This window comes from Allobrachymonas sp., assembly GCF_041912815.1.
Classification (GTDB): domain Bacteria; phylum Pseudomonadota; class Gammaproteobacteria; order Burkholderiales; family Burkholderiaceae_C; genus Brachymonas.
Genome location: NZ_JAYRLV010000009.1, coordinates 106,442 through 119,168 on the forward strand (window position 1 = coordinate 106,442; position 12,727 = coordinate 119,168).

General features: G+C 60.4%; 9 protein-coding genes. 8 read left to right on the top strand and 1 reads right to left on the bottom strand.

What is annotated here, in order from left to right:
* Positions 1-91 precede the first annotated feature (91 nt).
* Positions 92-463 carry a glycine cleavage system protein GcvH gene (gcvH, locus tag ACE3P9_RS08585; RefSeq protein ID WP_374493345.1) on the top strand — a complete coding sequence of 124 codons (372 nt, stop codon included), beginning with the start codon at positions 92-94 and terminating at the stop codon, positions 461-463.
* 177 nt (positions 464-640) lie between these two features.
* Complete coding sequence (gcvP, locus tag ACE3P9_RS08590) at positions 641-3,544, top strand: aminomethyl-transferring glycine dehydrogenase (RefSeq protein ID WP_374493347.1); 2,904 nt, start codon at positions 641-643, stop codon at positions 3,542-3,544.
* 200 nt (positions 3,545-3,744) lie between these two features.
* On the opposite strand, the gene ACE3P9_RS08595 is transcribed toward gcvP, so the two are convergent.
* Positions 3,745-4,449: a metallophosphoesterase gene (locus ACE3P9_RS08595; protein WP_374493349.1), complete on the bottom strand. Its 705-nt coding sequence runs from the start codon at positions 4,447-4,449 to the stop codon at positions 3,745-3,747.
* A gap of 622 nt (positions 4,450-5,071) precedes the next feature.
* On the opposite strand from ACE3P9_RS08595, the gene ACE3P9_RS08600 reads away from it, so the two are divergent.
* From ACE3P9_RS08600 to cas2, 6 genes are all read left to right on the top strand, one after another.
* Positions 5,072-5,374 (top strand): ribonuclease domain-containing protein, encoded by a 303-nt coding sequence (locus ACE3P9_RS08600; protein WP_374493368.1) that lies wholly within the window; start codon positions 5,072-5,074, stop codon positions 5,372-5,374.
* A gap of 62 nt (positions 5,375-5,436) precedes the next feature.
* Complete coding sequence (locus tag ACE3P9_RS08605; protein ID WP_374493351.1) at positions 5,437-5,841, top strand: barstar family protein; 405 nt, start codon at positions 5,437-5,439, stop codon at positions 5,839-5,841.
* Between the two features lie 563 nt (positions 5,842-6,404).
* On the top strand, positions 6,405-7,922 hold the full coding sequence (locus tag ACE3P9_RS08610) for an acetyl-CoA hydrolase/transferase family protein (protein ID WP_374493353.1): 1,518 nt from the start codon (positions 6,405-6,407) through the stop codon (positions 7,920-7,922).
* A 111-nt stretch (positions 7,923-8,033) separates the two neighbouring features.
* Complete coding sequence (cas9, locus tag ACE3P9_RS08615; protein WP_374493355.1) at positions 8,034-11,543, top strand: type II CRISPR RNA-guided endonuclease Cas9; 3,510 nt, start codon at positions 8,034-8,036, stop codon at positions 11,541-11,543.
* Positions 11,530-12,438: a type II CRISPR-associated endonuclease Cas1 gene (gene cas1, locus ACE3P9_RS08620; protein WP_374493357.1), complete on the top strand. Its 909-nt coding sequence runs from the start codon at positions 11,530-11,532 to the stop codon at positions 12,436-12,438. Before cas9 ends, cas1 begins: the two co-directional genes overlap by 14 nt.
* Positions 12,439-12,473: 35 nt before the next feature.
* The gene (cas2, locus tag ACE3P9_RS08625) at positions 12,474-12,632 is read left to right on the top strand and encodes a CRISPR-associated endonuclease Cas2 (RefSeq protein ID WP_374493370.1); all 159 of its coding nucleotides are present in this window, start codon (positions 12,474-12,476) and stop codon (positions 12,630-12,632) included.
* Positions 12,633-12,727: the final 95 nt, after the last annotated feature.

Genomic DNA, 12,727 nt, shown 5'->3' on the forward strand with positions numbered 1-12,727 from the left:
CGAGCCCCACTGCGGTTGCGGCCCCCCTTGGAATTTTTTCTTTCCTTCCTTCTCTTCCTTTCTTCCTGTCCTCGTCTTGCGGAGACTACACATGACCATCAAATACACCCCCGACCACGAATGGATCAAGGTCGACGGCGATATCGCCACCGTCGGCATTACCCACCACGCGCAGGATGCGCTTGGCGACGTGGTGTTCGTCGAGCTGCCTGAAGTCGGCACGTCCTACGACCAGAAGGCCGTGGCTGGCGTGGTCGAGTCCGTCAAGGCTGCCGCCGATGTCTACATGCCGGTGTCCGGCGAGATCACCGAGGTCAACGAGGCCCTGCGTGACGACCCCTCCCTGGCCAACAGCGACCCCATGGAAGCCGGCTGGTTCTTCAAGGTGCGCCTTGCCGATCCGTCCCAGCTCGACGCCCTGCTCGACGCCACCGCCTACACCCGCCTCGCAGACGCTGCCTGAGGCAGCTCCCGGGCCCTTCGCCGGCATCCTGCGCGGGTGCCGGCTGGCTGTGCCCTGCCGTGAGGTGCTGCTCCTTCCGCCGCTGCGGGAGGGCCTGTGGCTGCACGGCCGTTTCTTCCTGACGTCCCCGCCTGGTGCCGGGGCGCTCTCTGCCCCTTCCCTTTCTCCGGTGCGCACATGACCTCCCCCACGCTTGCCGCTCTTGAAAATCCCTCCGAATTCGTCGCCCGCCACATCGGCCTGAGCGCCACCGACGAGTCCCACATGCTCTCCGCCGTGGGCGTGGCCAGCCGTGCCGCGCTGATGGACGCCATCGTGCCGGCGACCATCCGCCGTGCCGCCCCCATGGGCCTGCCGCCTGCCACGACCGAGGCCGCCGCCCTGGCCGAGCTCAAGACCATCGCAGCCCGCAACCAGGTTCTCCGCAGCTTCATCGGACAGGGCTACTACGGCACCTTCCTGCCCGGCGTGATCCTGCGCAACATTCTGGAAAATCCCGCCTGGTACACCGCCTACACGCCCTATCAGGCTGAAATCAGCCAGGGCCGCATGGAAGCGCTGGTCAACTTCCAGACCATGATCAGCGATCTCACCGCCATGCCGATCGCCAACGCCTCCATGCTCGACGAGGCCACCGCCGCCGCCGAGGCCATGACCCTGGCGCGCCGCTCCGTCAAGGCCAAGGGGCAGGTGCTGCTGGTGTCGGCCGACTGCCATCCCCAGACCATCGAGGTGCTGCAGACCCGCGCTGCGCCGCTGGGCCTCACCCTGCGCCTTCTGCACAGCCAGGAGGAATGGTGGCAGGCCCTGGCCGGGGACGATTATTTCGCAGCTCTGCAGCAGTACCCCTCCAGCACCGGCTGGCTGGCCGACTGGAGCGCCTCGGCCGAGGCCATCCATGCCAAGGGCGCAGCGTTCATCCTCGCGGCCGACCTGCTGGCCCTTGCCGTGCTCAAGGCGCCGGGCGAGATGGGAGCCGACATCGTCGTGGGCACCACCCAGCGCTTCGGCATGCCCATGGGCGCCGGTGGCCCCCACGCAGGCTATCTGGCCTGCCGGGATGCCTACAAGCGCTCCATGCCGGGCCGTCTGGTCGGCGTGAGCAAGGACGTGCACGGCAATCCCGCCTACCGGCTGGCCCTGCAGACCCGCGAGCAGCACATCCGCCGCGAAAAGGCCACCAGCAACATCTGCACGGCGCAGGTGCTGCCTGCCGTCATTGCCAGCATGTACGCGGTCTACCACGGCCCCGACGGGCTGCGCCGCATCGCCAGCCGCGTGGCCCGCTATACCGCCATCCTCAAGGCCGGCCTGGTGAGCCTGGGCTGGACCGCCTACCACCACGACAGCGCCTTCGACACCCTCTGCCTGCGCGTGGGCGCTGCCGAGGCCGACCGCCTGCAGGCGCGTGCCGTGACCCTGGGCGCCAACCTGCGCCGCGTGGCCGCCGATCTGGTCGCCGTGTCGCTCGACGAAACCACCACCCGTGACGACCTCGCCCTGCTGTGGCGCATCTTCGGGCAGGACGGTGCCGCCCTGCCGGACATCGACGCCCTCGACGCCAGCGCTCCGGCCCTCGTGCCCGAAGGCCTCCTGCGCACCAGCGGCTATCTGGCGCATCCGGTGTTCCACCGCTACCACTCCGAGACCGGCATGCTGCGCTACCTGCGCATGCTCTCCGACAAGGACCTGGCGCTCGACCGCAGCATGATCCCGCTCGGCTCCTGCACCATGAAGCTCAACGCCACCAGCGAGATGATTCCCATCACCTGGCCCGAGTTCGCCAACCTTCACCCCTACGCCCCGGCCGACCAGCTGGCAGGCTATGCCGAGCTCAATGACCAGCTCTGCACCTGGCTGGCCCAGACCACCGGCTATGCCGCCGTGAGCCTGCAGCCCAACGCCGGTTCGCAGGGCGAGTACGCCGGACTGCTGGCCATCCGTGGCTACCACGCCGCGCGTGGCGATGCACACCGCACCATCTGCCTCATTCCCAGCAGCGCCCACGGCACCAACCCCGCCAGCGCGCACATGGCAGGGCTCGACGTGGTGGTGGTCGCGTGCGACGCCCAGGGCAACGTGGACATGGCCGACCTGGCCGCCAAGTGCGCCGAGTACGCCGACCGCCTTGCGTGCGTCATGATCACCTACCCCAGCACCCACGGCGTGTTCGAGACCCAGGTCAAGGAGCTGTGCGAGCTGGTGCACCGCCACGGTGGTCGCGTCTATGTCGACGGCGCCAACATGAACGCACTCGTCGGCGTGGCCGCTCCCGGCGAATTCGGCGGCGACGTGAGCCACCTCAACCTGCACAAGACCTTCTGCATCCCCCACGGCGGTGGCGGTCCCGGCGTGGGTCCCGTGTGCTGCGTGGCCGATCTGGCTCCCTACCTGCCCGGCCATCGCACCGGCGGCGTACCCAGTCAGGGTGGTGCCGTGAGTGCCGCTCCCTACGGCAACGCCTCCGTGCTGCCCATCTCCTGGATGTACATCCGCATGATGGGCGCCGACGGCCTGCGCCATGCCACCGAGGCCGCCATCCTGAGTGCCAACTACATCAGCACCCGGCTGGCCGACGCCTACCCCACGCTGTACGCCAGCGCCAGTGGCCATGTGGCACACGAGTGCATCCTGGACCTGCGCGCGCTCAAGGACACCAGCGGCGTCATGGCCGAGGACGTGGCCAAGCGGCTCATGGACTACGGCTTCCATGCCCCCACCCTGTCCTTCCCGGTGCCCAACACCCTCATGGTCGAGCCCACCGAGAGCGAAACCCGCGAGGAGCTGGACCGCTTCATCGACGCCATGCTCGCCATCCGTGACGAAATCCGCCGCGTCGAACAGGGCGAATGGCCGCAGGACGACAACCCGCTCAAGCACTCCCCGCACACCGCCGACAGCCTCCTGGCCGGAGACTGGCCCCATGCCTACCCGCGCGACATCGCGGCGGCACGCCACACCGGCAGCGTCGGCGCCCAGGCCAAGTACTGGCCGCCCGTGGGACGCATCGACAACGTCTACGGCGACCGCCACCTGTTCTGCAGCTGCGTGCCCGTGAGCGCCTACGCCGACGGCCTCTGAGTCGCTTCAGTCCCTCCGGCAGCGTGATCGCTGGCCGGCGTCCATCGTGGGCGTCGGGCAGTCACAGGTTGCCGGATTTGCAGGGCCCCTGCCCTTCCGGAACCTTCCGGGAGTCAGGGGCCCTGTCTCGTCTGGTGTTGATCCGTCTCGGGTCGTCCCGGGACAGGGGCTGTCCTTGGTCCTGCGCACCCCCCCGCTTCTTATTTCAGGGACGGTGCATCCGGCTCCTTCACCGTCTCCAGCGTGTGCAAGTTCAGCAGCGTGAAATGCCCCTGCCCCGGCATCCAGCCCCCCGTGTCCAGATAGTGGCGATTGCCCAGCCGGCGGGCCTCGGCAATGGTGGTGTGGCCGTGCGCCACGGCCCGCACATGGGCAATCACGGCCGGGTCCTGCGCCCGGTAGCGCGTGCGCGCCCACAGACAGGTGTGCCACTGCTCGGGCGAGAGGCGGCCCTCGCGCACATCGTCCCAGTCATCCGTCGGGCACTGGGCATGCAGCAGCCCCACCGGCCCGTCGGGCGTCTCCACCTCGGCTGCCAGCGGCAGCGCGCGCAGCCGCTGGCCAATGAGCCGGCGCTCGCTCGCCGGCAGCCGCGCGAACCAGCCTCCGCCATGCTCGCGGTGATCCACATAGGGGTAGGGATCACCCGCCGCATCGCGCCAGACCATGAAATCGTGGTTGCCGCTCACCGCATGGAACCACGGCTTGTCCAGCCACTCCAGCACCCGTGCCGAATCCGGTCCGCGGTTGACCAGATCGCCGAGCGAAAACAGCCGGTCGCGTGCCGGATCGAACCCGACCCGATCCAGCATCGCGGCCAGCGCCGTGAAGGAGCCGTGAATATCCCCCACCGCATAATCCGTGCCCCGGAGATTGCGGCCATGCCGCACGAAAAAGGAAGCCATGTGCATAGTATGTGCCCACCCTCCGCCTTCCATCCACCCCCGGCCCTTGCCGGACACCCGGCAGACCGGCCGCTGGCCGTGTCTCCCGTCGTTCCATGCTGCAGATCGGGCCGCCATGATGCGGCGCAATAGCACATCCCCCTGCCCCCTGCAAGCTTTTGCCGTAACCCATGCACAGGCCCCCACAATGCAGCGAAAGTATTGATCTTTCGAGACGTTTGGGGCAAACTTGCGCCCCGAAACACCTGCCCCGCCCCGCCTTTTCACGGGCCGGATGCGGGCCTTCCAAAAGAACAATCCGCAGATGCCGCCATGGTCATCTGCACAGGTTTTGCGTTACTCCCTGCCCATGGCTCCCACCGCCCCGAAGACTGCCGAACTGCCCACAGGCTGCCGCGCGCCGCGCCAGGCTCCGGGCAGCAGCAGAACGCAGCAGGGACGCTTCCGGGTCTCCCTTGCCCTCGTGCTCCCGTTCCTCGCGGCCCTGTCCGTGCTGTGGGCGGGCTGCTCTCCACGCGAGCAGCAGGCACCCTCCTCTCCCGTTTCCTCTTCTGTGGCGCACGCCACCGCGCCTGCCGCTGCCGCATCGCGCGGCCGCTGGGCTGCACCTGCAGCGCGTGCGCTGCTGCCCTCCGGTGGCTCCACCATCGCCCTGGCCCAGCTGCCGCCGCGCGGCCAGCAGGTCTATGCCGCCATCCTTGGCGGAGGCCCCTACGCCTTCGACAAGGACGGCGTCATCTTTGCCAACCGCGAACGCATTCTGCCCGCCCACCCGCGTGGCTATTACCGCGAATACACCGTGGCCGAACCCGATGCCCGCAACCGGGGCCCGCGCCGCATCGTGTGCGGTGGCCCCAGACAGCAGCCGGACGCGTGCTACTACAGCGCCGACCACTACGCGAGTTTCCAGAAGATAGAGCCATAACGTAACCAAGGGGGCGGCCTCTTACCCGGTCGCCCGAAATCACCGTGAATCCAGAAGCAACCATGCACGACAACCTCCTGGGCAATGTGCGCAGCAACATCGTCCAGTCCATCCGGGCATTCCGGGTGCCCGACCTGCAGGCCACCGCGGCCCGCCTGGGTCAGCACTTCCTGTACGCCAACCTCGGAGAGGCCCACACCAAGCAGGACGTGCTCGACCTGCTCGGAGAACAGTTCAACCTGCCTGCCCACTACGGCAAGAACTTCGACGCCCTCTACGACTGCATCACCGACCCCCTGCACAAGTCCGGCCCCCAGCCCGGCTTCATCGTGGTGCTCGAACAGATCCCCACCAACGCCAAGTTCGACAAGGAAAGCCGCGAGCAGCTGCTCGACATCTTCCGTGATGCCGCCGACTACTGGTCGGACCGCAAGGTCCCCTTCAGGTGCTTCTATTCTTTTCAGTAGCCCGTTCTGCACACGCTGGCCAAGCAGAACGGGCGCACCTGGCCCACGCCGAACATGAAGAAGCTGCCGAAGTCGAGGCAGCAGAATCCGAGGAAAAGATGCCCACCGACAAGATCGTGGACGTCACCCCCATGGCGCTGCGCATGAGCAGCCCCTTCAACGCGCAGTACTGGCTCTCCGCCGTCGATGGCGACACGGTGGCCGCTGCCTGAGCAAGCCCTGCGCTTCTCCCGGGGCGGCCCGGTTCACCTCCTCCGCCCCACCCCTCTCAACCGCCGCTTGCCGGCGGTTTTTTCTTGCGTGCTGCAGTGCAAGATAAGCGCAGATGCTGCATCGCAGCATAAAAATGCCGCCAGATGAGGGGTAATTCCGCATGGAATTTGCGTCCAGTTGCGTTCAATCTGTAAGCAGAGGGTAGGATTGCCTGCCTAGAATTTTCTGGCTTTGAGGGTTTCCACGAAGAGGGAAACCCCTAGGAGATTCAAGCACCGCACCGGCTGGCCAGCCTTGCAATCCTTCCTGATTCTGGTCGCCGGCTCTCTCTCGCAACCGAGTTCCATGCCATGACAGCTTCCTCGCGCGTCCTGCACCCTGCGTTCCGTCAAAAAATCATGTCCGCCGAAGCGGCAGCCGCCCACATCATGCCCGGAGACAACGTCGGCATGAGCGGCTTCACCGGCTCCGGTGCGCCCAAGCTCGTTCCGCTGGAACTCGCCCGCCGCATCGAAGGCGCCCACGCACGCGGCGAACCCTTCCGCATCAGCGTCTGGACCGGGGCCTCCACCGCCCCCGAACTCGACGGCGCCCTCGCCAAGGTCAACGGCATCGAGATGCGGCTGCCCTACCAGTCCGACCCCATCTGCCGCCACAAGATCAACGAAGGCACCATGCAGTACGCCGACATCCACCTGTCGCACGTCGCGCAGTATGTGTGGTTCGGCTTCTACGGCAAGCTCAACGTCGCCGTGGTCGAAGTGGCCGCCGTGCTGGAAGACGGCTCACTCGTGCCCTCCACCTCCATCGGCAACAACAAAACCTGGCTCGACCAGGCCGACAAGGTCATCCTCGAAGTCAACAGCCACCAGAGCCTCGCGCTCCAGGGCATGCACGACATCTACTACGGCACGCAGGTTCCGCCCAACCGCCAGCCCATCATGATGACGCGCGCCAGCGACCGCATCGGCGACGCCTACCTGCGCGTCGATCCTGCCAAGGTCGTGGCCGTGGTCGAAACCGACGCCAGCGACCGCAACACCGCCTTCTCCGAGCCCGATGCCGACTCCGAGCGCATCGCCGAGCACCTGCTCGACTTCTTCCAGCACGAAGTCAAGGTCGGCCGCCTGCCCCCCAGCCTGCTGCCGCTGCAGTCCGGCGTGGGCAACATCGCCAACGCCGTGCTCGCCGGGCTCAACAAGGGCCCCTTCAACAACATGACCTCCTACACCGAGGTGCTGCAGGACGGCATGCTCGACATGATCGTCAGCGGCAAGCTCGCCTTTGCCTCGGCCACCGCCGTGAGCCTGAGCGGGCCCAAGTTCCAGTACTTCAAGGAACACCTCGAAGAACTGCGCAGCAAGATCATGCTGCGCCCGCAGGAAATCAGCAACCACCCCGAAATCATCCGTCGCCTCGGCGTGCTCGCCATGAACGGCATGATCGAGGCCGACATCTACGGCAACGTCAACTCCACCCACGTCATGGGCACCCGCATCATGAACGGCATCGGCGGCTCCGGCGACTTTGCCCGCAACGCCTACATCTCCGCGTTCATGACCCCTTCCACCGCCAAGGGTGGCACCATCTCCTGCATCGTCCCCATGGTCAGCCACGTGGACCACACCGAGCACGACGTGCAGGTGCTCGTCACCGAACAGGGCCTTGCCGACCTGCGCGGCCTCGCCCCCAAGGCACGCGCCCGCCTCATCATCGACAAGTGCGCCCACCCCAGCTACCGCGACCAGATCAGCGACTACTACGAGCGTGCGCTCCGTGATTCCCACGGCAAGCACACCCCCCACCTCCTGCCCGAGGCCCTCTCGTGGCACCAGCGTTTCGAGGAGACAGGCACCATGCATGCCTAACTACACCACAAGGGGCACAGCCCCCATTGCATGATTCACACCCGCATGGCGACCTGGTTGCTATGCGGGTTTTTTGTTGCAAGGAAGATGAAAAAATAAAACCCAGCCAGTGTGACCGGCTGGGTTTTGGGTTCGGACGGAATTTTTCAATTCCTCCTTATTGCAGCAACGGCTCTCACCCCGGATAACTACAATCTACGAGGAAGTATACAGGAGATTTTTATGGCCGCCTATGTGCTGGGACTTGACATTGGGATTGCATCCGTTGGATGGGCTGTGCTAGGTGACACACATCTGGTAGATCTTGGTGTTCGCTGTTTTGACAAGGCAGAGACGGCCAAAAAAGGAGATCCCCTCAACCTCGTACGTCGGCAAGCACGCCTTATGCGACGTCGGCTTTACCGACGTGCATGGCGGTTGACCAAGCTGGCACGTTTGCTCAAGCGGGAGGGTCTGATTGATGATGCCCAACTTTTTTTAAACACACCATCCTTCACCAGTACAGACGGCACAGGAAAAGAATCAGTCATCAGTACGTGGGAGCTGCGTCGACAAGGACTGGATCGTCTGCTATCGTCCATCGAATGGGCACGTGTGATTTACCACTTGTGCAAGCACAGGGGGTTCTATTGGACAAGCAAGGCAGAAGAAGCCAAGGCAGTCAGTGATGCCGAAGGCGGTCGCGTCAAAGAAGGGTTGAAGAAAACCACGACCCTGATGGCAGAAAAAGGCTACCGTAGCGCAGCAGAAATGATTTTGGCAGAGTTTCCGACTGCCCAACGCAACAAATGTGGCCAGTACGATAAAGCGCTTTCACGTATCTTGCTCGGTCAAGAACTGACACTGCTGTTTGCCACGCAACGCCGTTTGGGAAATCCCCATGCCAGCGAAAGTTTCGAGACACTCATTCTTGGCAACGGCGATCAGCGAAGCGGCTTGTTCTGGCAACAGAAGCCCGCGTTGTCTGGCGCAGATCTACTGAAGATGCTTGGAAAATGTACATTTGAAAAATCCGAGTACCGTGCCCCCAAAGCCAGTTTCACTGCGGAGCGGCATGTATGGCTGACTAGACTGAATAATTTGCGCATCGTAGAAGATGGGCAGACTCGTCCACTAAACGAAGTGGAGCGCGCCATCGTGTTGCCTCTTCCATATCAAAGTGAAAACCTTAAATTCAAATCAATCAAAAATGCTCTAATTAAAGTCGGTCTGTGGAACGCAGACATTCGCTTTGCAGGCATGTCTTACCCAAGCTCTGCACAAATTATTGAAGAAAAAGCCAAAGATCCTGAAGATCAGATACTGGTAAAATTGTCTGCTTGGCATGAAATGCGACTGGCGTTCAAACACGCTCGCCAAGAAACGCTATGGCAGCGTATCAGTACACCTGCCTTGGAAGGGCAACCTAGTCTGCTTGATCAGATTGGTTGGGTGCTTAGTGTTTACAAAGATGGTTCTGAGGTCACGCGTCAACTGCATCAACTTGATCTTCCTGAGCCAGAAACCAGCATTGCCATTCTGGAAAAAATCAGCTTCGACAAATTTTCCAGTCTCTCTCTCAAGGCCCTGCGCCGCATCGTACCCTTCATGGAGCGTGGCATGCGCTACGATGAAGCCGTTGCAAAAATTCCAGAGTATGGTCACCATAGTCTGTTGGTTCAACCAAGTGCCGCCAAACATCTTTACCTTCCACCATTCTATGAAAACGAACGGGAATATCGAGGTAAAAATGATCATGTGGGGGCGATGAAATTCCGAAAAGATGCCAATATTCCGCGTAATCCCGTTGTGCTGCGCTCACTCAATCAGACGCGTAAGGTGGTCAATGCATTGATTCGACACTATGGGAGTCCGATGGCTATACACATTGAGATGGCGAGAGATCTATCGCGTCCAATGGATGAACGCAACAAGATCAAGAAAGCTCAAGACGAGTTTCGTGATCGCAATAGCAAGGCCAGAGAAGACTTTGAGAAGGATTTTGGATACCGGCCAAAGTCGGTTATTTTTGAGAAGTGGATGCTTTATCGAGAACAGCATGGCCAATGCGCTTATAGCCAACAGGCGCTGGATATTAATCGGGTGCTGGAAGACCCCAACTACGTTCAAATTGATCATGTTCTTCCTTACTCTCGCAGCTATGATGACAGCAAGAATAATAAGGTACTAGTGCTCACACGTGAGAATCAAAATAAAGGCAATCGCACGCCTTTTGAATACCTCACCAGTTTTCTAGGAGGGGAAGATGGGGAGCGCTGGCGAAATTTTGTTGCCTGGGTACAGCAAAACAAGGCTTATCGTATGGCCAAGCGCAATCGTCTGTTGCGTAAGAACTACGGGCAGGAAGAATCGCGTGACTTCATCGACCGAAACCTCAATGACACTCGCTATATCTGCAGATTCTTTAAGAACTACGTGGAAGAACACCTGCAGTTAGCGTCCCGTGCAGATGGGGAAATCAATCGTCGTTGCGTGGTGGTCAATGGGAAGCTCACCGCGTTTTTGCGAGCTAGATGGGGATTGACCAAAAATCGCTCAGAGAGTGACCGACATCACGCGCTGGACGCTACTGTGATAGCAGCATGCACTCACAGCATGGTAAAGGCTATTTCAGATTATTCGCGCACCAAGGAACTGGAATTTCTGAAGGAGGGATTCCCTGATCCGGACACAGGAGAAATTCTTAACCCTACGATGTTTGATCGAGGCCGCAAACATTTTCCAGAGCCTTGGCCGCATTTCCGACATGAACTGGAAAGTCGGCTTTTTACCGATGACCTTGTATCTCTTAAAGAGGATATGAGGCGCTTAGGCACTTATACCGATGAGGACCTGCAAGGTCTTCGTCCGGTGTTTGTTTCTCGTGCGCCGCAACGTCGCAACGGAGGTGCTGTTCATAAAGATACGATCTACGCGCAACCGGAACGGGTGAAAACACAAGGTGGTGTGATTGAAAAAGTTCCATTGACCAGTCTGACGATGAAAGATCTTGAAAAGCTGGTCGATCCACATCGCAATGTCAAGTTGTACGATGCCATCCGCTTGCGTTTGGAAACATATGGCGGAAAAGCAGAAAAGGCGTTTGGCTTGGGTAATCCTTTGTATAAACCAGATAAAAATGGCAGCCCAACCGGACCTGTGGTACATTCGGTCAGGTTGTTGCGAGATAAGTTAACTGGGATTTCTATTCGAGGTGGACTGGCAAAGAACGACAGCATGTTGAGAGTAGACCTTTTTACCAAGATAGGTAAGTTCTATCTTGTACCAGTATATGTGCATCACCGGGTAACCGGACTGCCAAACAGAGCGATTGTTGCCCATAAAGACGAAATAGAATGGCCCCTCATAGATGAGAGCTACCATTTTTTGTTTTCAATCTATCCCAATGACCTTCTCTGTATTAAACAAAAGACAAAGAAATTCGTTGGATACTACGCAGGCTGTGATCGAGCATCTGGAAGTATGAATTTATGGGCTCCAGATCGCGCCTCGTCGATGGGTAAGGATGGGCTTATTCGTGGAATTGGTGTAAAAACTGCCATTGCTATTGAAAAGTTAAACGTCGACGTGCTTGGTCATGTCTATGCAGCCCCTCTGGAGGTGCGCCGTGGTCTGGCGTAGTGTGGTCATCAATCGTCCTGCGATGCTCAAGCGTGAGCATTTTTCTCTGGTAGTGGTACAGGAACAAAGTGCTCGTGTTCCTTTTGAGGACATCGCTGTCATCGTGCTCAACCATCGTGAGATCACACTGACTCATCCGGTACTTTCTGCCTGCGCGGAATACGGAATTGGACTCTACAGCACGGGCGATAATCATCAGCCCAACGGGGTGTTCATCCCATTTTTGCAGCATAGTCGCACTACCCGTATGCAGCGGCTCCAATTGGATCTGGACAAGCCGACATGCAAACGCGCCTGGGCGCGTATCGTGCAGTCCAAGATTCAGAACCAGGCACGCTGTATGTCACTATTGTCCATCACTGGCGCTGATCGTCTGGATTCCTATGCACGTCGCGTGCGCTCTGGCGATGGAGGAAACTTGGAGGCACAGGCCAGCGCTTATTATTTTCCCCAAGTGTTTGGTCGCAGTTTCCATCGCGGCCAAAATGGCTGGATTAATGCTGCATTGGATTATGGTTATGCCATTATCCGTGGTGCCTGTGCGCGGGGACTCGTGGCATATGGAATGCTGCCAAGTTTTGGGCTCTTCCATAGCAGTGAGCAGAATTCCTTTAATTTGGCAGATGACCTCATAGAGCCTTACCGTCCCATTGTGGACCTGCACGTGGCACAAACTCGCTCGCAGCACGGCGAGATTGAGTTGAAATCCTGCGAAAAAGCTGCCCTCGTGGGGTTGCTCAATGTGGACGTGGCTATGCCACGCGGACAAATGAGTGTGCTTGCATCCATTGAGCAAGCAGCACAATCCTTGGCGCGGATGTACGACGGGGGCAGCGAGCAATTGCTGGAGCTGCCCAGCCTCATCGGTCTGAGGCAACACACCTACGAGATGTAGCTTCGCACGCCATGAGCCAGAGCACGAGACGATTTATGCGCATACTGGTGTTCTTTGATTTACCCGTAGTCACCAAGGCTGAGCGACGCGCCTACTCTGTGTTTCGCCGGTTTCTGCTCAATGACGGCTATGACATGATCCAGTTCTCTGTCTATGGCCGCATAGTTGTCAGGTCCCGGATGATTGGATTGTAAAAACCAAGCGTCCGCTACTGCTCAGCCGTGAGGTACTTAAAACGGTTGTGGCAACATGGCGCATCGAGACAGGAGAGACGCCATGCTGATCTCAT

Coding starts and splice junctions, on each gene's coding strand:
- gcvH (WP_374493345.1), top strand. CDS start 92: ATGACCATCAAATACACCCCCGACCACGAATGGATCAAGGTCGACGGC.
- gcvP (WP_374493347.1), top strand. CDS start 641: ATGACCTCCCCCACGCTTGCCGCTCTTGAAAATCCCTCCGAATTCGTC.
- ACE3P9_RS08595 (WP_374493349.1), bottom strand. CDS start 4,449: ATGGCTTCCTTTTTCGTGCGGCATGGCCGCAATCTCCGGGGCACGGAT.
- ACE3P9_RS08605 (WP_374493351.1), top strand. CDS start 5,437: ATGCACGACAACCTCCTGGGCAATGTGCGCAGCAACATCGTCCAGTCC.
- ACE3P9_RS08610 (WP_374493353.1), top strand. CDS start 6,405: ATGACAGCTTCCTCGCGCGTCCTGCACCCTGCGTTCCGTCAAAAAATC.
- cas2 (WP_374493370.1), top strand. CDS start 12,474: ATGCGCATACTGGTGTTCTTTGATTTACCCGTAGTCACCAAGGCTGAG.